The organism is Rhodococcus sp. NPDC058505 (assembly GCF_042720095.1).
In the GTDB taxonomy this organism is placed as follows: Bacteria; Actinomycetota; Actinomycetes; order Mycobacteriales; family Mycobacteriaceae; genus Rhodococcus_G.
Map to the genome: position 1 here is coordinate 1 of NZ_JBHXNB010000002.1, position 24,126 is coordinate 24,126.

General features: G+C 70.9%; 19 protein-coding genes and 1 pseudogene. 11 read left to right on the forward strand and 9 right to left on the reverse strand.

Features of this window, described 5'->3' with window-relative positions:
• The coding region (locus ACFWPA_RS01640) for an NAD-dependent epimerase/dehydratase family protein (RefSeq protein WP_378569538.1) at nt 1-495 on the reverse strand (495 nt) is incomplete at its 3' end.
• Nucleotides 496-539: 44 nt separating this feature from the next.
• On the opposite strand from ACFWPA_RS01640, the gene ACFWPA_RS01645 reads away from it, so the two are divergent.
• Nucleotides 540-1,181: a ScbR family autoregulator-binding transcription factor gene (locus tag ACFWPA_RS01645; RefSeq protein WP_378569540.1), complete on the forward strand. Its 642-nt coding sequence runs from the start codon at nt 540-542 to the stop codon at nt 1,179-1,181.
• Here the strand turns inward: ACFWPA_RS01645 and ACFWPA_RS01650 are convergent.
• Both ACFWPA_RS01650 and ACFWPA_RS01655 read right to left on the reverse strand, forming a co-directional pair.
• Nucleotides 1,151-1,483, reverse strand: coding sequence for an AfsA-related hotdog domain-containing protein (locus ACFWPA_RS01650; protein ID WP_378569619.1), 333 nt, complete (start codon nt 1,481-1,483; stop codon nt 1,151-1,153). The two genes, ACFWPA_RS01645 and ACFWPA_RS01650, sit on opposite strands and share 31 nt — an antisense overlap.
• 231 nt (nt 1,484-1,714) lie before the next feature.
• Nucleotides 1,715-2,094: pseudogene (locus ACFWPA_RS01655) on the reverse strand (AfsA-related hotdog domain-containing protein); the annotation flags it as partial.
• 583 nt (nt 2,095-2,677) lie between these two features.
• Between ACFWPA_RS01655 and ACFWPA_RS01660 the strand changes: the two are divergent.
• The 3 genes from ACFWPA_RS01660 (at nt 2,678) to ACFWPA_RS01670 (ending at nt 6,431) form a co-directional block, all read left to right on the forward strand.
• Nucleotides 2,678-3,112, forward strand: a complete 435-nt coding sequence (locus ACFWPA_RS01660) for a hypothetical protein (protein ID WP_378508655.1) — start codon at nt 2,678-2,680, stop codon at nt 3,110-3,112.
• A gap of 707 nt (nt 3,113-3,819) precedes the next feature.
• Nucleotides 3,820-5,283, forward strand: a complete 1,464-nt coding sequence (locus ACFWPA_RS01665) for an aldehyde dehydrogenase family protein (protein WP_378569542.1) — start codon at nt 3,820-3,822, stop codon at nt 5,281-5,283.
• Nucleotides 5,284-5,312: 29 nt separating this feature from the next.
• The gene (locus ACFWPA_RS01670) at nt 5,313-6,431 is read left to right on the forward strand and encodes an NDMA-dependent alcohol dehydrogenase (protein ID WP_378569543.1); all 1,119 of its coding nucleotides are present in this window, start codon (nt 5,313-5,315) and stop codon (nt 6,429-6,431) included.
• An 80-nt stretch (nt 6,432-6,511) separates the two neighbouring features.
• On the opposite strand, the gene ACFWPA_RS01675 is transcribed toward ACFWPA_RS01670, so the two are convergent.
• Nucleotides 6,512-7,369 carry a LysR family transcriptional regulator gene (locus ACFWPA_RS01675; RefSeq protein ID WP_378569544.1) on the reverse strand — a complete coding sequence of 286 codons (858 nt, stop codon included), beginning with the start codon at nt 7,367-7,369 and terminating at the stop codon, nt 6,512-6,514.
• Between the two features lie 84 nt (nt 7,370-7,453).
• On the opposite strand from ACFWPA_RS01675, the gene ACFWPA_RS01680 reads away from it, so the two are divergent.
• Nucleotides 7,454-8,434: a bile acid:sodium symporter family protein gene (locus ACFWPA_RS01680; RefSeq protein ID WP_378508725.1), complete on the forward strand. Its 981-nt coding sequence runs from the start codon at nt 7,454-7,456 to the stop codon at nt 8,432-8,434.
• 86 nt (nt 8,435-8,520) lie between these two features.
• On the opposite strand, the gene ACFWPA_RS01685 is transcribed toward ACFWPA_RS01680, so the two are convergent.
• From ACFWPA_RS01685 to ACFWPA_RS01695, 3 genes are all read right to left on the reverse strand, one after another.
• Nucleotides 8,521-9,312 carry a sigma factor gene (locus ACFWPA_RS01685; RefSeq protein WP_378569545.1) on the reverse strand — a complete coding sequence of 264 codons (792 nt, stop codon included), beginning with the start codon at nt 9,310-9,312 and terminating at the stop codon, nt 8,521-8,523.
• Between the two features lie 64 nt (nt 9,313-9,376).
• A complete protein-coding gene (locus ACFWPA_RS01690; RefSeq protein ID WP_378508660.1) occupies nt 9,377-9,982 on the reverse strand; it encodes a YqgE/AlgH family protein in 606 nt (201 codons plus the stop codon).
• Between the two features lie 7 nt (nt 9,983-9,989).
• Nucleotides 9,990-10,724 carry a TetR/AcrR family transcriptional regulator gene (locus tag ACFWPA_RS01695; RefSeq protein ID WP_378569546.1) on the reverse strand — a complete coding sequence of 245 codons (735 nt, stop codon included), beginning with the start codon at nt 10,722-10,724 and terminating at the stop codon, nt 9,990-9,992.
• Nucleotides 10,725-10,862: 138 nt separating this feature from the next.
• Here ACFWPA_RS01695 and ACFWPA_RS01700 point away from each other — a divergent pair, with 138 nt between their 5' ends.
• Nucleotides 10,863-11,831, forward strand: a complete 969-nt coding sequence (locus tag ACFWPA_RS01700) for an NAD-dependent epimerase/dehydratase family protein (RefSeq protein WP_378569547.1) — start codon at nt 10,863-10,865, stop codon at nt 11,829-11,831.
• Nucleotides 11,818-13,122, forward strand: a complete 1,305-nt coding sequence (locus tag ACFWPA_RS01705; protein ID WP_378569548.1) for a hypothetical protein — start codon at nt 11,818-11,820, stop codon at nt 13,120-13,122. The genes ACFWPA_RS01700 and ACFWPA_RS01705 overlap by 14 nt, the downstream gene beginning before the upstream one ends.
• A 13-nt stretch (nt 13,123-13,135) precedes the next feature.
• On the opposite strand, the gene ACFWPA_RS01710 is transcribed toward ACFWPA_RS01705, so the two are convergent.
• A complete protein-coding gene (locus ACFWPA_RS01710; protein WP_378508664.1) occupies nt 13,136-13,642 on the reverse strand; it encodes a hypothetical protein in 507 nt (168 codons plus the stop codon).
• A gap of 140 nt (nt 13,643-13,782) precedes the next feature.
• Between ACFWPA_RS01710 and ACFWPA_RS01715 the strand changes: the two genes are divergently transcribed.
• Nucleotides 13,783-15,309, forward strand: a complete 1,527-nt coding sequence (locus ACFWPA_RS01715) for a DUF4185 domain-containing protein (RefSeq protein ID WP_378569549.1) — start codon at nt 13,783-13,785, stop codon at nt 15,307-15,309.
• An 88-nt stretch (nt 15,310-15,397) separates the two neighbouring features.
• Here the strand turns inward: ACFWPA_RS01715 and ACFWPA_RS01720 are convergent, their stop codons facing one another.
• A complete protein-coding gene (locus ACFWPA_RS01720) occupies nt 15,398-16,843 on the reverse strand; it encodes a CCA tRNA nucleotidyltransferase (protein ID WP_378569550.1) in 1,446 nt (481 codons plus the stop codon).
• A 126-nt stretch (nt 16,844-16,969) separates the two neighbouring features.
• On the opposite strand from ACFWPA_RS01720, the gene ACFWPA_RS01725 reads away from it, so the two are divergent.
• From ACFWPA_RS01725 to murJ, 3 genes are read left to right on the forward strand one after another with little or no spacing between them, the layout of a single operon-like run.
• Complete coding sequence (locus ACFWPA_RS01725) at nt 16,970-17,548, forward strand: NUDIX hydrolase (RefSeq protein WP_378508667.1); 579 nt, start codon at nt 16,970-16,972, stop codon at nt 17,546-17,548.
• Nucleotides 17,545-19,902, forward strand: a complete 2,358-nt coding sequence (locus ACFWPA_RS01730) for a glycoprotein (RefSeq protein ID WP_378569551.1) — start codon at nt 17,545-17,547, stop codon at nt 19,900-19,902. Before ACFWPA_RS01725 ends, ACFWPA_RS01730 begins: the two co-directional genes overlap by 4 nt.
• Complete coding sequence (gene murJ / locus ACFWPA_RS01735; protein WP_378569552.1) at nt 19,899-24,101, forward strand: murein biosynthesis integral membrane protein MurJ; 4,203 nt, start codon at nt 19,899-19,901, stop codon at nt 24,099-24,101. Before ACFWPA_RS01730 ends, murJ begins: the two co-directional genes overlap by 4 nt.
• Nucleotides 24,102-24,126: the final 25 nt, after the last annotated feature.

Genomic DNA, 24,126 nt, shown 5'->3' on the forward strand with positions numbered 1-24,126 from the left:
ACCCGCGCCGCCGCGGCCCGCAGCGCGGGCGAGACGGTCCGCGGCGGCGCGGGTGGCGCTGAGGGCCGTCACCGGGTTCGGCTCCCGATCCTCCTCGGCGATGCCGCGGAACGGTCCGGGGCCGTAGACGCCGACGGTGCTGACGGTGACGATGCGGGTGATGCCGAGGGTGTCGGCGGCGGCGAGGACGTTCGCCGTTCCGGTGAGGTTGACGGCGCGGCAGCGTCGTTCGTCGGGGCCGGTGTAGCTGACGGCGTGCACGACCGCGTCAGCGCCACGCAGCGCCGCGAGCAGCGCCTCCCGGTCGGGGACGTCGGACCGGACATACCTGGCATCCGGTTCGGGTGCCGGGGGCGCGGTTCGGGTGATCGCGACTGGCCGGTGCCCCGATGCCAGGAGAGCCCGTAGAGTGGCGGCACCGATGAAGCCGGACGCCCCCACCACCGCGACGCGTCGAGCACCGTCACCGTGACCGGAGGCGCCGGGCGTCGTCACCGTGGACGTCCGGTCCGCAGTCGAACCGAGAGAGGGTTGTCGTAGTGGTCAGGCAGGAACGGGCAGTGGTCACCAGGCAGCAGATCCTGATGGCGGCCGCCGAACGGTTCGACGAGGCGGGATACGAGCGGGCCAGCCTGTCGGAGATCGTCGACCAGTCCGGAGTGACCAAGGGCGCGTTGTACTTCCACTTCAAGTCGAAGGACGATCTCGCGACGGTGGTGATCGAGGAGCAGCACGCGATCTCGATGCGGGCGGTCGCGGCGATCCTGGAATCGGATGCGCCTGCGTTGGAGCAGGTGGTGATGTTCTCGCACGAGATGGCGCGGGAGATCGTGGAGGATCCGATCGTGCGGGCCGGGATCCGGCTCACGTTGGAGGCGAGCGCGGAGGTGGGGCCGCCGCAGCCGTATCTGGACTGGATCGAGGCGTGCGAGCGCACGTTCCGGAAGGCGATCGAGGAAGGCGACGTCCTCGACACCGTCGACCCGGCCGAGCTGGCCCGGTACTTCGTCGGCGCGTTCACCGGCGTGCAGCTGGTGGCGAACGTGCTCACTCAGCGTTCCGATCTGGCGGAGCGGCTGGACCAGATGTTCGGCTTCCTGCTGCCGTCGATCGTGCCGCCGCGGCGTCGCCACAAGATCGACCGGTTCCGTCATGCGCGGTGGGCTTCCGCCACGGCGTGACGGCAGGCGGCGGCGCGGAGCGGTTCGAGCCGCACCGTGCCGCGGGCCTTGGTGACTCCCCACTGGGCGAAGTCGACGGTGACGGCGTCCTCTCCTCCCACGGCCGGAGTAGCGGTGACGGTAGTGGGCTCGTCGAGCTCCACGAACTGCTGGAACTCGAGGTCGATCGATTCGACGTCCGCGCAGGGGGTTCCGAGCACTAGCCGGGCGCTCTGACGCGCAGCTTCGAGGAGGACCGCGCCCGGCACGTGATCGGAGGGGTGGTCGAACAGCACGGGGTGGGTGAGGTCGGTGCGGAGCATCCATCGATCGGAACCGGATGGATGTGCACTGAGGGCAACGGCTGCGTGATCCGCTACGCCGACTCTGCTGGGTGAAACGGGTGGCGGCAGCGGTACCTGACCGACGACCGGGTCGCGGTCGCCGCGCCAGCGGGCGCGCCGGTATTGGTCGGTAGTGAGAATATTCGCCGCGGTGACGCCGCTACCGACGACCCGTCCGTCGAGTTGGAAGTCCACGTTGACAGTTAACGCCGTCGGGTGACGGCGATTGCGGGATTGCACGGTCACCCGGGAACTGAGAATGACTTCGGCGGCTTGACGGCCGATCAGCAGTCGATCGAGGTTCACATCGACGTGCATCCTCTGCACCGTGAACTTCCGGTCGAGCGGCACCGCGAAATGCCGGTGCGCAACATAGATGGCGCACTGTCGGAGGTCTCCGCCAGGAGCATGGTGTCGTACCGACCTACACAGCTGTGGTAGAACGCATGCTGCCGTGGCCACTGCGCACCAACGTCGAACCTTTCGCTCGTGCCAGATGGCGCACTGTCCGTGAGGTACACCTCGGAAACCGCCTGACGGTGCACGAGCTGCCTCGACACTGTCCGGTCAAAATTCAACGGCTGCAACATCTCACGAAGAATGGGGCGCGCGGATCCGATTCGTGCACTTTTGTGCAACGCGGGAACTTGCCGACACGGTCACGGGCACCAGCCACGGCGCCCCAAGTTCTGACAGAGGGCAGGTCAGGACCCGGCTGGACACGACTCTCACGCAACTACGAATCCACAGTGTCCAGCACTAGCCGATCACCTGGACATCCGCTCACATACCGGTCCCCCGGTTATTTTCCCGTTTCGCACACACGCGACCGCACGATGAGTACTCTGCCCAGTCAGATCGATTGAAGATCGACCACATACCTGAGTGTGACCAGTAACAACTCAGAACGTCGAGGAGCGCCGTGGACAACCAACCTTCGCGAAGGAGACCTGGCGCGGGGTATCGGATGTCTGCGTTCCCTACGGGATCCGTCATCCCGTCAACGAGCTGCCGATAGGGGAACAGCCGTTTTCCTGCGGAGTATCAAACCAGCAATGGTGGGCGTGCAAACCGAGGCAATCCTCAAGCCGCACAACAAGTACTACCGAATCGCAAGTCGAACGGAAGGTTTGACATGGGTACCAGGAAGTCTCTATTTCGACCCTCGCCGCAATGATCGGCGCCACGGCATTGCTTGGCGCCGGAGTTGCGCATGCCGTCGTCGCAGAACCCAGCGCCGGTGCACACCAGCTGTGCGGCACTGTCTACAGTGGTGCACCACTCGCAGACAACCATCCCTCACCGGACAGCGGAGTCCCGGACAACGCTGTCCCCGCCGAGGGAGTCCAGGTCGTGGGAACGCTTGTGCCGTCCACAGGTACGCCGACCACCTTCCCTGCAGTTGCGACCAACAGCAGCGGCCAGTACTGCCTTCAAGGTAACGCAGGCCTCGTTGCCACCATTCTCGGCGGCGGGCACGTTACCCTGACCACAGCTGGCGTAACGCCGATCGCCGTTTCGCATCCGACGGGCATCTACCAAGCCGACTTCCAGAATCATCAGGTCGGCCTGACAGGTGCGACGGGATTCAACATCGTTGTTCCGTAACACCTTCAAGGTGTGGTGGTACCCAGGCGACATGCCTGGGTACCACCACCAACCACCTGCGACGGGTGGGAGTCAGACGCCAGTCCGCACAGTAAGGAGTCCTGATGCTGGCCGAGTTTCTTCGAGCCCTCAACGCTCTGGTCACCGGCATCACCCCCGGCCTATCCGGGTCCGCCGATGGTCTGAACACCATGTCCTCTACCTACTCGAGTGAGGAGTAGCGAAATGGGATCCGCAGCGGAATCAACTTCCTCTTTGGGAGAAACGCTCGAGCAGATGCTGCCCATGCTGTTCTACGGCATCATCGTCGCGCCGATCGAACTTTCGACCGGCATTAAGGTCTAGGAAGGAGCTGTCATGCAGGCATTTTCCGCCGACTTGGTAAGTCTGGTCTGGCAGAGCTGGATCCCGATGGCCGGTCCGGTCACCGAGTTCTTTGTCGCTCTGTCCTAACCCTTCGAAAGGAAACAACATGTGGGGAGACTTCTGGGGTGGGATGGTAAGTCACATCTCCTCCCTGTTCACCATCACGCTCTTCGGCTTGGATTCCGCATCCGCTGAGGGTGCAGGTTGGTCGAGCGCAGAATCTGCGAGCGGCTAGCACGCAGCGTTCGCAAAGCAACGGTCCGGGGTCTGTGTCGGTTCATCTCGACACAGACCCCGGCGTTGGGCGTAGGGGCGAATCCCAGTCACCGGGAACCACACTGATGCGAGGTGACCCACGTCATAACGTCCGAGCGGTGGATATGAACATCGCAGCGCACGAACAGATCTCAGCGATCCTCGACCGGCAGCGGCGGGCCCGCCTCGCTGCCGGAGCACCCGACGCCGACGAGCGTCGTGCCCGCATCCAGCAGGTGATCGACCTGCTCGTCGACCGCGCCGACGACATCGCCAAGGCCCTGGACGCCGACTTCGGCGGACGCCCCGAGGGCTACTCCCTGATGAACGACGTGGTCGGCTCGATCACCGCGCTCAAGTACTCCCGCGACAATCTCGGCGACTGGATGACCCCCGACGAGCGTCCCGTGTTCGCACCCTACGACCAGCTCGGCGCGACCGCCGAGGTGATCCACCAGCCGAAGGGCTCCGTCGGCATCATCGGCACCTGGAACGCCCCCGTCTACACGCTGATGAGCCCGCTGGCCGGGGTGCTCGCCGCCGGCAACCGGGCGGTGCTCAAGCCGTCCGAGCTGGTGCCGCGCACCGCCGAGGTGCTCGCCGACGCGGTCTCCGCCGCGTTCGACCCCGAGGTCCTCGCGATCGTCACCGGCGGACCCGACGTCGCGGACGCCCTGACCTCGCTGCCATTCGACCACCTCGTCTTCACCGGCAGCAGCGCGGTCGGCAAACTCGTGATGGCCAACGCCGCAACGAATCTGATGCCCGTCACCCTCGAACTCGGCGGCAAGTCCCCGACCATCATCGGTGCCGGCGCCGACCTCGCCGACGCCGCGCACCGCATCGCCGTCGGCAAGGCCACCAACGGCGGCCAGATCTGCGTCAGCCCGGACACCGTGTACGTGCCCGGTGCGCGGCTCGACGACTTCGTCGAGGCCCTGCGCGGCGCCTACACCGCGCTGCTGCCGACGATCGACGGCAACGCCGACGCGGTCGCGATCGTCAGTGACCGGCACGCCGCCCGGGTCGACGGATACGTCACCGACGCCGCCGACCGCGGTGCCCGCATCGAGTCGGCGCCGGATGTGCCGCTGCCCGCCACCGGCCGCCGACGCCCGCTGCGGATGGTGATCGAGCCGCCCGTCGACGCCGTGATCCGACAGGAGGAGATCTTCGGCCCCGCGCTGGTGCTGCTCGGCTACGACGACATCGACGAGGTGATCGACGCGATCAATGCGGGACCGAACCCGTTGGCGCTGTATTACTTCGGCACCGACACCGCCGAGCAGGCCGCCGTCGTGGACCGCACGCTGTCCGGCGGCGTCACGGTGGGCGACGTGATGATGCACCCGGGCCTGCAGGACGCCCCGTTCGGCGGCGTCGGCGCGTCCGGCATGGGGCACTACAACGGCCGCGAGGGCTTCCTCGAGTTCAGCCACGCACGCGCCGTCTACCGGTCCGCCGGCCCGGACCTGCGCGGCGAGTGGGGGATGCTGCCGCCGTACACCGAGCAGTTCCGCGCCATGATGGCCGCCCAGGTCACCCGATAACCCATCGATTCCGTTGTGAAGGAGTGCATGTGAAGACTCGCGGTGCCATCATCCGCAGCGCCCCCGGCCGCTACGAGGTCGTCGAGATGGATCTCGACGCGCCCCGGCGCGGCGAGATCACCGTCAAGATGGTCGCCTCGGGCCTGTGCCATTCCGACGACCACGTCGCCCAGGGCGACCACGCCGTCGGCGTCTACCCGATCTGCGGCGGCCACGAGGGCGCGGGCGTCGTCGTCGAGGTGGGCCCCGAGACCACCGGGTTCGCCGAGGGCGACCACGTCCTGTTCTCGTTCGTCTCCGGATGCGGACGCTGCCGCTGGTGCGCGAAGGGGATGCAGAACCTGTGCGACCGGGGCGCGGCCATCATGACCGGTAGCCGGCCCGACGACCCGACCAGCTACCGGCTCAGCCTCGACGGCGCCCCCGTCGCCCAGACGTGCGGGCTGTCCACGTTCAGCGAATACACCACCGTCAGCACCGATTCCGCGGTCAAGGTGCACGACAAGAGCCTGCCGCTGGAGACGCTGTGCCTCCTCGGCTGCGGCGTCGGCACCGGGTGGGGCGCCGCGGTGAACTCCGCGCAGGTGTACCCCGGCCAGACCGTCATCGTGATGGGTGTCGGCGGCATCGGCATCAACGCCGTCCAGGGCGCCGCGCACGCCGGTGCCGCGCACATCCTGGCCGTCGACCCGGTCGCGTTCAAGCGGGACAGCGCACTGAAATTCGGTGCCACCCAGGCGTTCTCGACGATGGAGGAGGCCACCGACGTCGCCCGCTCGCTGACCAACGGCCAGGGCGCGGACGCGGCCATCGTCACCGTCGGCATCACCACCGGCGAGCACATCGCGCAGGCGTTCTCCGCCATCCGCAAGGCCGGCGTCTGCGTCGTCACCGGCCTCGGCAAGATGACCGACGTCGGCATCCCCATCAGCCCGATGGAGCTGACGCTGTACCAGAAGCGGCTGCAGGGCTCGCTGTTCGGCGCCTCCGCCCCGTCCGCCGACATCCCGTGGCTGATCGACCTGTACACCGCTGGCAAGCTCGAACTCGACGGCCTCGTCACCAGCACCTACACCCTCGACGAGGTGGCGCAGGGATTCGACGACATGCACGCGGGCCGCAACCTGCGCGGCGTCATCCGGTTCTGACCCCTTCCGCGAGTTCCCTAATGTCACATTCGGTATCGCCAAGTGAGCCGATGTGACATTAGGGAACCCCCCGGCAGGGGTCAGGTGCGGCGCAGGCGGCGCTCGTTGGCGACGATGAGCGCCGTCAGCGCCGCCTCCGGGCCGGAGGCGGGGCGGGGGCGGCGCATCAGCACGAAGTCGGCGTCGCCCGGATCGGGCAGCGCCGACGCGGGCAGCGGCACCAGGCCGTCCGGCAGCACGGACTCCGCGTGCACGATGTACCCGAGCCCGGCGAGGACGGCAGCCCGCAACCCGAGCAGGCTGTCCGTCACACACGTCGTCCGCCACACCCGCCCGGCGCGTTCGAGGGTCTCCATCGCCGCGCGGCGAGTGATGGACGGCGGGGGATAGGTCACCAGCGGCACCGGTCCGGACTCCTCGACCGGGTCGCCGGCGGGAGATCCCGCCCACACCAGCCGGTCCCGCCACACCAGCTCGCCGTGCCGCTCACCGGGTCGGCGCATCCCGAACGCCAGATCCAACTCACCGGCCGCGACCCGCGCACCCAGGGTCTCGCTGAGCCCGACCGTCAGCTCCAGGTCGATCCGCGGGTGGCTGCGGCGGAACTCCAGCAGCACCTCCGGCAGCTGCGCGGCGACCAGGTCATCGGACGCGCCGAACCGCAGCACCCCGGACATCTCCGACTCCGCGAAGTACGCCTCCGCCTGCTGCGATGCGTCCAGGATGGTGCGCGCGAAGCCGAGCATGGCGGCGCCGTCGGCGGTCAGTTCCAGGTTGCGGGTGTCCCGGCGCAGCAGTTCCCGGCCGACGGACCTCTCCAGCCGCGCCACGTGACCGCTGACCGTCGACTGGCTCAGCCCGAGGACGGCCGCCGCGGCGGTGAAGCCGCCCTCGCGGTCGACGGCGACGAACGAACGCAGCAGCACCGGATCGAGCATCCCCGATATCTATCACGTTTCGCGATGCCAGTAATCACTCTGATCGACTTCTCCGATAGCGGACTGTCGAACTACCGTGGTCGGGTGAAGTTTCTGAGCAGGTTCTACATCGACGGGTTCATCCTGTCGATCATCGCGGTGGCGATCGTCGCCAGCATCTTCCCGGCGTCCGGCACCGGCGCCACCGTCCTGGACTGGGCAACGAAGATCGCGATCGCGTTCCTGTTCCTGCTCTACGGCGCCCGGCTGCACCCCCGCGAGGCCCTCGACGGCCTCAAGCACTGGCGGCTGCACTCGGTGGTGTTCGCGTCGACCTTCGTGCTGTTCCCGCTGATCGGCCTGGCCCTGCGGATCCTGGTGCCGACCGTGCTCACCGACGAGCTGTACACCGGGATCCTGTACCTGTGCCTGGTGCCGTCGACGGTGCAGTCGTCGATCGCGTTCACCTCGATCGCCCGCGGCAACGTCGCCGGCGCGATCGTCAGCGCGTCCGCGTCCAACCTGCTTGGCGTGTTTCTCACCCCGCTGCTGGTGATCCTGCTGATGAACACCACCGGCGAGGCACACGTGGACGCGTCGTCGATCGTCGACATCGTGGTGCAGTTGCTGATCCCGTTCATCGTCGGGCAGCTGATCCGGCCGTGGGTCACCGGGTTCCTCAAGAAGTACGCCGAGCCGACCAAGCTCGTCGACCGCGGCTCGATCCTGCTCGTCGTCTACGCCGCGTTCAGCGCGGGCATGGTCGAGCACGCCTGGGACGGGCTCACCGCCTGGAACATCGTCGCGCTGGTCGCGGTGTGCTGCCTGATCCTGGCGATCGTGATGACCGCGACCGCCTACGCGGGCCGGGCACTCGGCTTCTCGCTGCCGGACCGGATCGTCATCGTGTTCTGCGGGTCGAAGAAGTCGCTCGCCACCGGGCTGCCGATGGCGGCGGTGCTGTTCGCCGGGCAGCCGATCGGGCTGATCGTGTTGCCGCTGATGATCTTCCACCAGATCCAACTGATCGTCTGCGCGGCGCTCGCGCAGCGGTACGCGAGGCGCACCGACCCCGTCACCGCCTGACCCCTGCCGAGGGTTCCGTCGTGTCACATCGGGCGTCGCCAGGTGAGCGGATGTGACCTTCGGGAACCACGGGCGGAGGGCGGCGGTCAGAAGGTGCTCGTCAGCAGCACCCGGTCCGCCGGGACCGCCCGGATGTCGACGCGGGTGATCCACAGCATCGGCAGCTCGGTGGACGTGGACGGTGTCACCGTCTCACCGGCCACCGCCGTCCAGGTGGCGAGGGTGGTGCGGGCACCGGTGTGATCGGTGAGGACCATCTCGTACCCGGACGGGTCGGTGCCGAAACCGCCGCCGGGCGGGGCCGGGTAGCGCACCACCGCGTCGATTCGCGAACCCCAATCCTGTTGGATCACCGACACATCGGCCGACACCGGGGACGCGGCCACCGGCTGCATCGGCTGACCGGTCACCGGCGCGGACGGACCCTGCGGCATGGTCGGTGACGGTCCGGTCGGTTCGGGCTTCGGCAGCAGTGCGACCACCGCAACCACTGCGGTGGCGACCGCGACCACCCCGACCGCCGTCGCTGCCGTGCGGATCCGATGCGGCGGCGGGCCCACCCGGCCGAGCAGGGTCGGCAGCAGGTCCGGTGGAGGGTCCCCGACGGCGTCCGCCCGGAGCGGCACCTCCGCGGCAGGCTCACCGCGCTCCGTATCCGGGACCTGCGCGACGCGGCGGGCGACGGCAAACAGCCACTCCCGGACGAACTGCGGATCCCGGCCCGCGACCACGGGACTACGCGCCGCCCGCAGCAACGCCTCCCCGGTGACCTCCTCCGCCCGCACCCGGTCGCCGGTCAGCCGCATCGCGTACCCCCACAGCGGCGCCGCGTGGTCCCCGTACAGGGCCCCCACCCGTTCCGCGTCGTCCTGCGGCATTCGACTCCTCCCCACCCGTCCACGGTATCGGGGTGGGCGGTGTTCGGCAGGACCTCCGTGTCACCTAATTGCGGTCGATCTCGATCGGATGAGTGGCGAGCAGCGACACCGGCAACGGTTGCCGGCGCAGCACCTGTGCCCACAGGTCGACGCGCGGCGGGCCGATCACATCGGACGGCAGCGCCGAGACCACCATCCAGTCGTCGCGTTGCAGTTCCCCGTCGAGCTGACCCATCGTCCAGCCGGCATAGCCCGCGAACACCCGTACCCCCTCGATGTGCGGTCCCACCTGGTCCGGGTCGCTATCGAGGTCGACCATCACGACCCGGCCGTGAACGCGGCGCAGGCCGGGGACGCCGTCGATGTTCACCCCGGTCCGCAGGGTCGCCAGGCACAGCGCGGAGTCGAGTTTGACCGGACCCCCGACGTGCAATGCCTTCGGCCGGGCACACAGTTGGGCCCACTGCGGCAGCACCGTGTGCACCGCGGCGTCGCTGGGCCGGTTGAGGACGACACCGAGGCTGCCCGCGTCGTTGTGCTCGATCATGTAGACGACCGTGCGCCGGAAGGTGGGTTCGGTGAGTGCGGTGGCGGACACCAGCAGACTTCCCGGTCGGACCACGGGTTCCGTCGGGGCCGTGCGGTCGTCGGGGTCGTCAGCGGGTTCCACCGGACAATCATTGCACCGCGGTGGCCGACTCGGGCCCCACGCGCGGGCGCTCCAGCCCGACGGTCTCGGCCAGCACGTCCAGGTGGTGGTCGAACAGCGCCTGGGGGTCGGTGAACGTGTCCGCGCCGTACTGGCCGAACACCTCGAAACCCACCGTCCCGAACAGCGATGCCCACATCAGCACCCCCCGCAGCAGCGCCTCGTCGGGCAGGTCGCCGGACACCTGCGCGCGGATCCGCGCGGCGTCCTCGTGCAGATGTCGCCCCGGCGCCGGGTCGGGGATCTCTCGCAGCAGTCCCCGGCGGTGCGCGTCGTCGACGATCCGGACCAGGGCGACCGCGACGCGGATGCCCGGCCCGGTGGTCCGTTCCGCGGGCGCGCGGTAGCCGGGGACCGGCGTCCCGTACAGCAGGGCATAGCTCGCCGGTTCCCGCAGCGCCCAGTCCCGGACCGCGTGACCCAGCGCCCGCCACCGGGCCGCCGGGTCGCCGTGGTCCACGCCGCCGACCGCGGCGTCGACGGCGTCCCCGAGCTCGGTGTAGCACTCGACGACCAGCAGTGTCAGCAACTCGTCCCGACTCGCCACGTACCGGTAGACCGCGGACGACACGACGCCGAGATCGCGGGCGACGGCCCGCAGCGACAGGGCCGCCGCGCCGTCGCGGGCGAGGTGCTGACGTCCGATGCGGGTGATGTCGGCGAGGGTCCGTTCGCGGGCACGCTGGCGCGGGGTTGCGGTCACCTCCCCAGCCTCACCCCCGCCGCGAGCACTGTCAACTTTAGAGAGCGGTGCTCTTGACTCGATCCGCGGTGTCGGTGCATGCTGAAAACGAGAGCGGTGCTCTCGCACCGTGAAGTCGCAGCTCGGAGGAGAACTGACATGTCGACACTGCACGTGGTGACCGGCGCCGGACCGGTCGGCTGGACCGTCGCGACCCGACTCGCGGACCGCGGCGACCGGGTCCGGCTGCTGACCCGCTCCGGATCCGGACCCGACCATCCCGCAATCGAGCGCCGCCGCGTCGACGTCGCACGGCCCGGCGCCATCGACGACGCCCTCACCGGCGCGGCATCGGTGTTCCACGCCGCGCACGGCTCCGCCTACGCCGCCGACGCCTGGCGACGCGAACTGCCCGCCACCGAGGCAGCGGTCCTCGCTGCCGCGGGCCGCGCGGGCGCGGTCGTGGTGTTCCCGGAGAGCCTCTATTCGTATGGTCCGGTCGACGGGCCGATCACCGAGGACACCCCGCGAACCGCGACCACCGGCAAGCTCGGGATCCGTGCCGACCTACTCCGGGCCCGCCAGCGGTCTGCGACCCCGACCGTCAGCGTCGCCGCGTCCGACTTCTTCGGGCCGCGGGTCCGCACCGCGCACGGCGGCGAGCGCGTCGTTGCACCCCTGCTCGCGGGAAGGCGGGTGCGGGTGATGGGCGCGTTGGACGTGCCGCACGCGTTCACCTACGTCCCCGATCTCGCCGCCGCGATGATCGCTGCCGCCGACGACCCGGCGCTGTGGAACAGCGTGCTGCACGCGCCCACCGGGCCCGCGGTGACGCAACGGCAGCTGGTGCAGGCCCTCGCGGACGCCGCCGGGATCGCGAACCCGCGGATCGGGGTGCTTCCCGGCTGGGCGCTGCGGGGCCTCGGCCGGGTGCACCCACCGACCAGGGAGCTCGCGGAGATGCTGTACCAGTTCGAACGTCCGTTCCTGCTGGACTCGCGGCGCAGCGAACGCCTTCTCGCCCTGACCCCGACGCCGCTGCCGCAGGCCGCGGCCGCGACGATCGCCTGGTGGCGGGACCGGGCCGCGGCACCCGCCGCGGTAGGGTCCGGCGGTGGGCCTCACTGACGACCCGGACGACGCCGGTCGCCCGCACCGGCGACTGCGGGCAACGATCCGCGCCACCCCCGACCTCGGTCGCCTGGTCACGGTCCGCTTCGCCAGCCAGTTCGGGGACGGCATGTTCCAGGCCGCCCTCGGCGGGGCGATCCTGTTCAACCCGGAACGGCACACCGATCCCCTCGCCATCGCCGCCGGGTTCGCGGTCCTGCTGCTGCCGTACTCCGTGATCGGCCCGTTCGCCGGGGCGCTCCTCGACCGCTGGGATCGGCGGGCGGTGCTGCAGTGGGCAAATCTGCTGCGCGGCAGCCTCATTCTCGCCGCGGCGCTGTGCCTGCTGTCCGGTGCGCCGAACGCCCCGGTGCTGCTGCTCGCCCTCGCCGCCGTCGGCGTTAGCCGGTTCGTCCTGGCCGGGGTGTCCGCGTCCCTGCCGCACGTGGTGCGCGAATCCTGGCTGGTATCCACCAATTCGGTGCTCGCCACCGTCGGTTCCGGGGTGTCCGCGGCGGGCGCGGGCACCGCCGTCGCCGTGATCGGCGTGCTCGGCACCGGTGACCGCGGCTCCGGCATCGCCGTCGCCGTCGCCGCCCTCGCCTCCGCCGTCGGCGCAGCAGCCGCGGCCGGATTCGCACCGCACCGGCTCGGTCCCGGAGCCGATGCCGCCGGGACAGTGCCGGGCACCGCCGCGGTCCGCGCGGTCGCGGCGGGCCTGCGGGTCGGCGCGACCGCGGTGTGGCGGGCCCCCGGCGTCACCACCGCCATGATCGGAATCGGCGCGCACCGCATCGTGTTCGGTATCGACACGCTGATCATGGTGCTGGTGCTGCGAGCCCCGGACACCGAGGCCGCACTGCCCGCCGGGCTCGCTGGCTTCGGGGTGGCGGTCGGGGCAACGGCTGGCGGGATGCTGCTCGCCGCGGTCGCGACGCCGCTGCTGATCCCGTGGATCGGCCGCACCCGCACCGTGGTCCTCGGCCTGTCGACGGCGCTCGTCGTGCAGGCGACGCTCATCGCGACCCTGACCCAGGGGTCCCTGCTGGTCGGCGCGTTCCTGCTCGGGCTCGCCGGGCAGACGGTCAAGCTGACCGGTGACGCGGCGATGCAGATCGACATCGACGACACCCGCCGCGGCCAGGTGTTCGCGCTGCAGGACACCGTCTTCAACGTCGCGTTCCTCGCCGCGCTCGCCGCCGCCGCGACCGTCGTCGCCCCCGACGGACGCACCCCGGCGCTCGCGGTTGCCGGTGCCGGGGTGTACGCGCTCGGCCTCGCCGCGGTGGCCCTCAACGCCCGCCGCTGACGGGCGCCCCAGCTCACCCGGCGGAGTCGGTCGGCGGCGTGTCGAGGCGCCCGTCGCCGTCGGTGTCCGCCAGCACCAGATCCAGCACTCCGTCGCCGTCGGTGTCGATGTGCAGCTCCGTGCTCCGCCCCCACGTCATCAGCATCGCGTCGACCCGGCCGTCACCGTCGGTGTCGATCCCGGTGTCGGTCCCGCCGTCGTCCGGTGCTGCGCCCGCCGCCGCGGGGGTCCGCGCCGCGGGAGCGGGGAGGTCCGGTGACCCGGTTTCCGACGCCCACGTCCCCGCCCCACCCGGGTCGGTGAAGTACCGCGCCGTCTCCGTTCCGACATCGAGGACGGAGAACTCGGCCACGCCGTCCCCGTCGCGGTCCCACAGCGCGTCGTCACGCCACCCGTCACCGTCGAAATCGAGTGCGACGGCGTCGAGTCCGCCCGGTGGGCCGAGGTCGAGGTCCGCCGGCGACACCCACGCGTGCGGGTCGCCGACCCCGGTCCCGAACACGTACTCCACCAACTCCATGTCGATATCGACGCGCGGCGGACGGGTCCGGTTCCGTCGCGCGGCCGTCCACCAAACGGTCGCCGAACCGAGAGATGGGCACCGACCGCTGTTAGATTCGATCCACGTTCGTCACGCCACCGGATCGAGAAGGGGGCACGATGTATCGACGCATCGGCGCACCGCTGTTGGTGCTCACGCTCGCCGCGACAAGCCCGCTGTTGTCCACGCCTGCCGCCGTCGCGGGACCGAATGCCCCGACGAATGCCTGCGGCGAAACGGGTTTCGACCCGTCCGCGTCGGCGGGGGGAGGCCCGGCCCCGGTGGGCAACATCGACATCCGGTACCCGTGGCCGCAGCTCGTGCCGGTACCGCTGCCGGATCCGCCGCAGGACCAGACGCGGGTCCCGCAGGCACCGCTGCCCGCCGACCCCTGCGCCGACCCGTGCCCGGACCTCACCGACACCGCACCCGACGAGCTGGCACCCGAGTCCGACGGGTCGTCGTTCGGGTCGGAGGGGTCATCCGGGTCGTCGTTCGGGTCGACCCCCGGATCGTCCGGATCGTCGGTACCGCGGTTCTCGATCCGCCCCGACCCGGAGCCCATTCCGATCCCGATTCCCGGTCCGGCACAACCGCTTCCACCCGCTCCCGATCCGCAGTCGCCGCCGGTTGAACCGGCACCGGTGGCACCGGCTCCCGCCGCAGCGACCGTCGACTTCACCTCCCTGGTCGCGCAGCTGACCGGGCCCGGCTCGATCAACCGCACCGACAAGCGGTGGCAGGTGAACGGCACCGATCTCGGCATCATGTGGGAATCCAAGCCGGGGGAGGTGGCGATCGCATTCGGAGACACCTTCGGTAAGGACTGGGCGCCGCCCGGCGCGAACGGCACCGACTGGCGCTCGAATGTGGTGGGGCACAGCACCGATCGGAACCTTGCCGACGGGCTAACGATCGACTCAATGGTGCAGGACAGCCGCTGTCATGCCGCCGAGGTGCTCGGCAGCAGGAAGATCAAGAATTGGGAGACCACCACGATCCCCACCTCCGGTTTCGCGTTGGGGGATCGGCAGTACATGAGCTACATGTCGGTGCGACGGTGGAGCGTGGTTCCCGGGATGTGGTACACGAACTACGGCGGCATCGCCTACTCGGACGACGACGGCCAGACCTGGTCCAAGGACCCGCACGCCAGGTGGGAAAACATCTTCGGCCTCAACAATTTCCAGGTCGCGAGCATGGTCCCGGCCGGTGAGCACGTCTACCTATTCGGCACCCCGAACGGGCGGATGGGCACGGTCGCCGTCGCGCGCGTCCCGAAGGCCCAGGTGCTCAACAAGACCGCGTACCAGTACTGGGTGGACGGGCAGTGGACGCCGGTCGGGGAGGCGTGGCCGACGCCAATCCTGCACGACACCGCGGCCGAGCTGTCGGTGCGGTACGACGAGACCCGCGGCCTGTGGCAGATGAGCTACCTCGACACCCTCGCCGAGGCGATCGTGCTACGCCAGGCGTCCAGCCCGCAGGGCAGCTGGACCGAGGGCGTCCCCGTCGTCCGGTCCGCCGACTATCCGGCCCTCTACGGCGGGTTTATCCACCCGTGGTCCACCGAACACGACCTGTACTTCACGATGTCCGAGTGGGACAGCTACAACGTCTACCTCATGCGCGCGACACTGAAATAGTGGAACTGTGCGTGATTTTCACCCCTACTGGGGTAAAAGTCACGCACGGGCGCGAAGCGCAGCGGAGCCGCCTCTCTGCACGGGCGCGTCAGCGCATACTCCACCACTTCAGCAGCTCGGCCTCGGCGTCCTCGCGGGACAGGGGGCCGCGGTCCAGGCGCAACTCCTTGAGGAACGTCCACGCCTCGCCGACCTCGCGACCCGGCTTCAGGCCGAGCAGGGTCATGATCGCGTTGCCGTCGAGGTCGGGGCGCACCCGCGCCAGGTCCTCCTGCTCGGCGAGCCGGGCGATCCGGCCCTCGAGGTCGTCGTAGTTGGCGCGCAGCCGCGCGGCCCGCCGCTTGTTGCGGGTGGTGCAGTCGGCGCGGACCAGCTTGTTCAGCTGCGGCAGCAGGTCGCCGGCGTCGGTGACGTAGCGGCGGACCGCCGAGTCGGTCCACTGACCGTCCCCGTAGCCGTGGAACCGCAGGTGCAGGAACACCAGCCGGGACACGTCCTCGATCATCTGCTTGGAATACTTCAGCGCCCGCATCCGCTTGCGGACCATCTTCGCGCCGACCACCTCGTGGTGGTGGAAGCTGACGCCGCCGCCCGCCTCGTTGCGCTTGGTGTCCGGCTTGCCGATGTCGTGCAGGATCGCCGCCCAGCGCAGCACCAGGTCCGGGTCGCCGTCCTCGAGGTCGATCGCCTGCTGCAGCACGGTCAGCGAATGCTGGTAGACGTCCTTGTGCTGGTGGTGCTCGTCGATCTCCAGGGTCAGTGCCGGGATCTCCGGCAACACCCGCGCCGCGAGCCCGGTCGTGCACATCACCTCGATGCCGTCGCCCGGATACTCGCCGAGGATCAGCTTGTCGAGTTCGGCGCGGACCCGCTCGGCGGTGATCCGGTCGATCTGCCCGGCCATCGCCACGATCGCGTCGTGCACCCGGGGGGCGAGGGTGAATCCGAGCTGGGAGACGAACCGGGCGGCCCGCAGCATCCGCAGCGGGTCGTCGTTGAACGAGACCTCCGGCGCCGCGGGGGTGTCCAGCAGGCCGGCGAGCAGCGCGTCCATCCCGTGCAGCGGGTCGACGAACTCCTGCTCGCCGTCGGCGCCGATCCGCACGGCCATCGCGTTGACGGTGAAGTCGCGGCGCACCAGGTCCTCCCCGAGGCTGGTGCCGTACACCACCTCGGGGTTCCGGGTGACGCCGTCGTAGGCGTCGGTGCGGTAGGTGGTGATCTCGATCTGCTGGTCGCCCTTGGCCGCGCTGACCGTCCCGAACGCGATGCCGGTGTCCCACTGGTTGTCGGCCCAGCCCTTGAGCAGGGCCTGCACCTGCTCGGGGCGGGCGTCGGTGGTGAAGTCGAGATCGGTGCCGAGCCTGCCGAGGACCGCGTCCCGCACGCTGCCGCCGACCAGGTACAGCTCGTGCCCGGCGGCGGCGAACCGGGCGCCGAGGGGGGTGAGCACGTCCGAGAGGCCGCGCAGGGTCACGGTCGCGGAGGCGAGCAGGCGTGCGCGTCGGTCGGCGTCGGGAGTCGGGGAAACCACGACTGTGCAGCTTACCGACCCGCGGCGCCGCCTTCGGAGCCCGCCGACCGTGGACGGCGAATGCCGCCGCCGCCCGCGCGGTGTGGGATTCGGGACCACTGTCGGGTGACAACTAGTATCGATTGGGTGTCTCCAGCCGAACGCGCGAACCGCAGCCGCCGCAACCCGCGGCGTCGCGGTGGGCACGGCGACCGCACCAACGCGCGGATGCGGACGGTGCGGGAGACCTCCGCAGGTGGGCTCGTCGTCGACGGCCTCGATGGTCCCCGTGAGCTGCAGTGCGCGGCGCTGATCGGTCGCACCGACCGCCGCGGCCGGCTGCTGTGGTCGCTGCCGAAGGGGCACATCGAGGCGGGGGAGACGGCGGAGCAGACCGCGATCCGGGAGGTGGCGGAGGAGACCGGCATCCGCGGCAGCGTCCTCGCATCGCTCGGCAGCATCGACTACTGGTTCGTCACCGAGGGCAGGCGTGTCCACAAGACCGTGCACCACTACCTGCTGCGGTTCCAGGGCGGGGAACTGTCCGACGAGGACGTCGAGGTGACCGAGGTGGCGTGGGTGCCGTTGACGGAGCTCGGCTCGCGGCTCGCGTACGCCGACGAGCGTCGTCTCGCGGAGGTCGCGGGCGAACTGATCGACCGGATGACCTCCGGGCAGGACATCCGGCGGACCCCCGACGGTGACAGGACCCGAGAGAACGGATGAGGACGGCTCTACGACGGCTTGCCGCGACCACCCTGACAGCACTGGCTCTCGCCGCCCCGCTCGGGCACCCCGCCCTCGCGGGCGCGGCCCCGGCCGGCACCGCAGCGGACCACACTCAACGCGCCGACCAGTCGCAGCAGTTCGTGTCGCTGTCGGTCGACTCCGTCACCCCGGGCACGGTGACCACGTCCAGCGTGCCGACCGTGACGGTGACCGGCACCATCAGGAACGTCGGCGACCGCGCCGTCTCCGATCTTCAGATGCGGCTGCAACGCGGCCCGATGGTGGCGACGCCCACCGCCCTGCGCACGGTGCTCACCGCGGGACAGGACGACTTCGACACCGTCGGGCCGTTCACCCGGATCCGGGACCGGCTCGACGTCGGGCAGTCCGCCGGTTTCACCGTCGCGCTGCCGCTGCGGTCCACCGAGTCAGCATCGCTGAACATCGACGAACCCGGCGTGTATCCGCTGCTGGTGAACGTCAACGGCACCCCCGAGTACGGCGGCACCGCCCGCCTCGACGACGCCCGCTTCCTGCTGCCGGTCCTCGGGGTGCCGCGCGACCCGACGGTGTCCGACTCGGACGCGGGGCCGGTGCCGCCGTCGACGTCGGACCCGGTCGCGGTGACGTTGATGTGGCCGCTCGCGGACCGACCCCGGCTGGCGGCCGGGATCACCGGGTCCGCGGACGAGAAGCCGCGACTGGTGGACGACGAATTGGCCGCGTCGCTGGCCCAGGGCGGCAGGCTCGAGCAGCTCGTCGCGGCCGCCGACTTCGCGACCGGCGACGACCTGGACCGGGATCAGCGGCTGCGGCAGAGCATGTGCCTGGCGGTCGACCCGGATCTGCTGGTCACGGTCGACGCGATGTCCCGCGGCTATCTCGTCGTCGACGATCCGGCGGACCCGACCGGCCCGGCCCGCGAGGGCACCGGGCAGGCCGCGGCGACCGAATGGCTGGGCACGCTCCGGCAGTTGGCGTCCCGGATGTGCGTGACCGCGCTGCCGTACGCGCAGACCGACCTGACCGCGCTGCACCGGGTCGGCGATGCGACGCTCACCGCGCGCGCACTCTCCCGGCCTGCCGACCTCGTCGACGGCCTCCTCGGGGTGACCTCCGTCCGCGGCCTGACCTGGCCGGACTCCGGCGTCCTCGACCCGGCGGCCGCGGCGGAACTGTCCGGCCTCGGGCCGACGGCGCTGCTCGCGGCGAACACCGTCCCGGATGCGACCGGGCAACCCAAGGTGCCCCTCGACGGCGGCAACAACGGCGACCCGCTGTACGCGGCGCTGTTCGACGTGTCCGCCGCGACCGCCCTCGCCGCGGTCGGTGCGACCCCGCAGACCCCGACGTTCACCCCCGACGCCGCACGCTACGACCTGACCGAGGATTCCCGCACCGCCCGCCTGCAGGACGCCATCGGCGCGATGACCTGGGAGGCGCTCACCGCGCGGAGCACCGGCGCCCGGATGGCCGACGCGGCACCGCGATCGCTGCTGCTGGTGCCGCCGCAGCAGTGGACACCCGACGGCGACGAGGCCCGCGCGGTGCTGTCCGTCACGTCGACGATGCTGCGGTCCGGGTTGGCGGTGCCCCGTTCGGTGCCGGAGATCCTCGACCATCCCGCGTCGCCGCCGCCGCTGCGCCTGACCTACCCGGACCAGGCGGTCAAGGATGGGGCGCCCGCCACGGTCGCCGACGCCGCGGCGGCGTCCGCGCCCGAGATCGACGCGCTGACCGAGACGCTGGTCTATGACCCGCAGTCGACGTTGACCCCGGACGGGTTCACCGGACCGCTCGAGGCGGACCTGCTGCGGGCGATGAGCACCTCGGGTCGCCGCGACAGCGACCGGAGCATCGCGACGGCGACCGCGGAGCAACGCGTCGCGCAGGTGCGGTCGGCCCTGGACCGGGTGTACGGATCGGTGACGGTGCTGGCGCCGGGCGGCGCGTACACCCTCGCGTCGGAGCAGAGTCCGCTGCTGTTCGTCGCCCGCAACGACCTGCCGGTGGGAATCACCGTCCGGCTGCGGCTGTCGGCCCCGGACGGCATGACGATCACCGATATCGGCGATCAGCAGCTGCCCGCGCGCGGCAGCCGCGCCCTGCAGGTTCCGGCGCAGGTGACCGAGACCGGCAAGATGGTGGTCGACGTCGCGCTGACCACCGTGACCGGACGCGAGCTCGGCGAGCCGACGTCGGTGTCGGTCCGGTCGAACTCGTACGGCAAGTTGTTGGCGATCATCACCGGCTGCGCGGGCGCACTACTGTTGTTGCTTGCCGGACGGCGGCTCTGGCACCGATTCCGGGGTCAGCCGGACCCGGCGGACGAAGGGTACGAGGGGCCATGACGGGTAGCACGCGACGACCACCGGGCGGCGGCCCGGAGCAGGCGCGGCAACCGGCCGATCCCGGACGCGACCAGCATCCCCACCCGGCGCGGCCCGCCCGCGAGGCAGGTCCGTCCGGGGTCGCCCCGTGGGAGCGGCACCCGGCCGGCCCGCCGCCGGATCCGCGGCGCCAACCACCCACCGGGCCCGTGCCGCGGCCCCACCCGCCGCAGCAGGCCCGGCCGTATCCGCCCCGGCCCCAGCAGCCCAACCAGCCCCACCAGCCGCGGCCGTATCCGCCGCAGCCGTATCCCCAGCAGCCGCCTCCGCAGCAGGCCCCCCCGCAGCGGCCCGCGCCGCCCGCCAGCGCTGGCGTCCCGCAGCCGACGCGGGCGGAGCCGCGGCGGGTCGAGCCCGCGCCGCCGGTCGCTGCGCCCGCCGCACCCCGCCCGGCCGGTGCGGTCGCGACCGCGCCCCAACCGATCGCGGACCCCGACGCCCCGGACGACCAGGACGGGCCCGACAATTCGAACTCCGGGCTGATCGCGTCGACCGGGTCCATCGCGATCGCGACGCTCGTCAGCCGGATCACCGGCTTCCTCAAGCAGGTGCTGCTGCTCACCACCCTCGGCGCCGCCGCGGCCAGCTCGTTCACGGTCGCGTTCACAATGCCGAACATGATCTCCGAGCTGGTGCTCGGCGCGGTGCTGACCGCGATCGTGGTGCCGGTGCTGGTGCGGGCGGAGAAGGAGGACGACGACCACGGCGCGGCGTTCGTCCGCAGGCTGTTCACGCTGTCCGTCGCGACGCTCGGCACGGTGACCGTCGCCGCGGTGCTCGCGGCGCCGCTGCTAACCCGGCTGTTCCTGCCCGAGCACGGCAAGGTCGACGAGCAGCTCGCCACCCATTTCGCGTACCTGCTGCTCCCGGCGATCCTGTTCTACGGCCTGTCCGCGCTGCTCACCGCGATCCTCAACACCAGGCAGGTGTTCAAGCCGGGTGCCTGGGCTCCGGTGCTGAACAACGTGACCGTGCTGGTCGTCCTCGCGGTGTACTGGCTGCTGCCCGGCGGCGACGAGGTGACCACCGTCCGGCTCCTGGTCCTCGGTCTCGGCTTCACCCTCGGCGTCGTGGTGCAGGTGCTGACGCTGCTGCCCGCGATTCGCAGGCAGGGCATCAGCCTGCGCCCCCTCTGGGGGATCGACAACCGGCTGAAGATGTTCGCCGGCATGGGCGTTGCGATCGTGCTGTACGTGCTGATCAGCCAGATCGGCCTGATGATCGGCACCCGGGTCGCCGCCGACGTCGACGCCGCAGGCCCGGTCATCTACCAGCAGGCGTGGATCCTGCTGCAGCTGCCGTACGGCATCCTCGGCGTCACCGTGCTCACCGCGATCATGCCGCGGCTGAGTCGCAACGCTGCCGACGAGGACATCCCCGCCGTCGTCGACGACCTGTCGGTGGCGACCCGGCTGACGATGGTGGCGCTGGTCCCGATGGTCGCCTTCCTGACCTTCGCGGGCCCACAGGTGGGCCACGCGCTGTTCGGCTACGGCAACTTCGGCGCCGACGACGCCGAACGCCTCGGCCACGCCGTCAGCTGGTCGGCGTTCACCCTGATCCCGTACGCGCTGGTGCTGATCCATCTGCGGGTGTTCTACGCCCGCGAGCAGGCCTGGACCCCGACCTGGATCATCCTGGGTATCACCGGGGTGAAGGTCGTGCTGTCCCTGCTCGCGCCCAGCATCGCGACCGACGACCAGCAGGTCGTCAGCCTGCTCGGCGTCGCGAACGGGCTCGGGTTCACCGCGGGCGCGGTGATCGGCGCCGTCCTGCTGCGCCGCAGCCTCGGGTCGCTGCGGATGGCGAACGTCGGCAAGACCGTGGTGCTGGTGGTCGTCGCCTCGCTGGCGGGCGGGATCGCGATGCTCGCCGCCGAGGAGGTCCTCGGCCTCGACCGACTCGGGGACCGGTTCGGCGGGCCCGGCGCGTTCGTCCAGGTCGGGGCCTGCGCGATCCTGATGCTCGGGGTCACGTTCACGCTGCTGCGGTTCGCTGGCGTCCCCGAGGTCGTCGCGGGGACGGTCGCGGTGACCCGGCTGGTGAACCGGGTCCTCCGTCGGGGCTCGGGCCAGGCGGACACCGAGCCGCCCGCGCAGCAGACCACCCCCTCCGCGGCGCCGCGGAGGGCGACCCTGGACTCGGTGTCGATCTACGAGGCCGACACCGAACTGCTCCCCGTGATCGGGCGTCCTCTGGTAGAACGCGGCGGCGGCACACAACTCCCGTACCCTGGTGCCCGACGTACCGGGGCGCCGACCACGGGTGATTCCGACGAGCTGCACGAAGGAGCGAGGGTGAGCGACGAAAGTGTTGCCGGCGGCCAGTCCGGCAGTTCCACGGTGGAGGCGTCCACGCCGACACCTCGCGCATCCGACTCGGAGTCCAGCCGTCCCGCCGACAGCACCCGCCCGGACCCGCAGCCTGCGGCCGAGGCACCGAAGCGCCCGGCGGACAAGCGCACCGCCGACGGCCGGATCGTCCGCCCCGAACGGGACCTCACGGTCGACACCGGCGTCATCCCGATCGGGTCGCCGCAGCTGCCCCCGATCCGGATCGGTGACGGCACCGGGGCGCCCCGCCGCCGGGCCCCCCGCGGCCCGCAGCTGATCGCCGGTGCATCGGTCGCCGGCGGCCGATACCGCCTGCTCGCCCCGCACGGCGGCGCCCGCGGCCTGAAGTTCTGGCAGGCGCACGACACCAAGCTCGACCGTGAGGTCGCGTTGACCTTCGTTGACGCGGAGCAGCGCGCCTCCGCGGACCTGTCCGACACCGAGGGCCCGCAGGCCGTGCTCTCCCGCACCCTGCGCCTGGGCCGGATCAACTCGCCCGGCCTGGCCCGGGTCCTCGACGTGGTCCGCGGCAGCTCCGGCGGCATCGTCGTCGCCGAATGGACCCCGGGCCGGTCGCTGCGCGAGATGGCCGACACGACGCCGTCCCCGATCGGCGCCGCCCGCGCCATTCGGGCGCTGGCCGCCGCGGCCGAGGCCGCGCACCGCGGCGGGGGCGCGCTGTCCATCGACCACCCGGACCGGGTGCGGATCTCGGTCGACGGGAACGCGGTCCTCGCCTTCCCCGCAACCCTCTCCGACGCGGACGCCCCGTCCGACGTGCGCGGGCTCGGCGCCATGCTGTACGCGCTGATCACGGCGCGCTGGCCGCTCGGCGAGCCGGCCCCGGCCCCCGAGTCGGGCACCCCGCCCGCCGCGCCCGACGCGCGGCCCGCCAACACCGTCGGTGGCATGAAGCTCGCCGATCGGGGCGGTGACGGGCAGCCGGTGGAGCCGCGCGCGGTGCGGTCGGAGGTGCCGTTCGAGATTTCCGCGGTCGCGGTGCGCGCGATGGAGACCGACGGCGGCATCCGCACCGCCGCGACCGTCCAGCACGTGCTGGACCAGGCGTCCGTGGTCGATCAGCAGACCGACATGATGCCCGCGCTGCGGCTCGGGCAGCGCCCAGCGGGGACGAGCGGGCACGCGCTGTCCGAGGAGGAGACCGCCGAGGTCGCGAAGGCGCGCGGCAACCGGATGATGATCGCGCTGTCCACCCTCGGTGTGCTCACCGTGATCGTGGTGGCGCTCGCCGTCTGGTGGCTGACGAACCTGTTGGCAGGCGGCAGCTCCGACGAGCCGCTCACCGAGCAGAACATCGGTCTCACCACGGGTGCGGAGGCGCCAGCGACGGAGGCACCCGCCGTGCCCGCGCCTGCTCCGGCGGCACCGCTGCCGGTGGTCCCGGCGGGCGCGACGGTGTTCTCCCCACAGGGGTCGGCCGACAATCCGACGTCGGCGGGACTGGCGGTGGACGGCGACCTGGCGACCGAGTGGACCACCGACGCGTACTTCGACCAGTTCCCCAGCTTCAAGAACGGGGTCGGTCTGCTCGTCGCGCTCGACGAGCCGTCCCGGCTGAACGAGGTCACGATCACGTCGCCGAGCGTCGGGACCCAGGTCGAGATCCGGACCGCGCCCAGCGATCGGCCGACGCTCGACCAGACCCAGGTGGTCGGGCGGGGGACGCTCACCAGCGGGGTGACGACCATTCCGGTGACGATGGACGGCAGCACCGGCCGGGTGCTGGTGTGGATCACCAAGCTCGGCACGGACGGTGGGAAGAACCAGAGCGCGATCGCGGAGATCGGACTCAGCTCCACTCGTTAGACACTTCGCCCGCAAAGGGGTGACT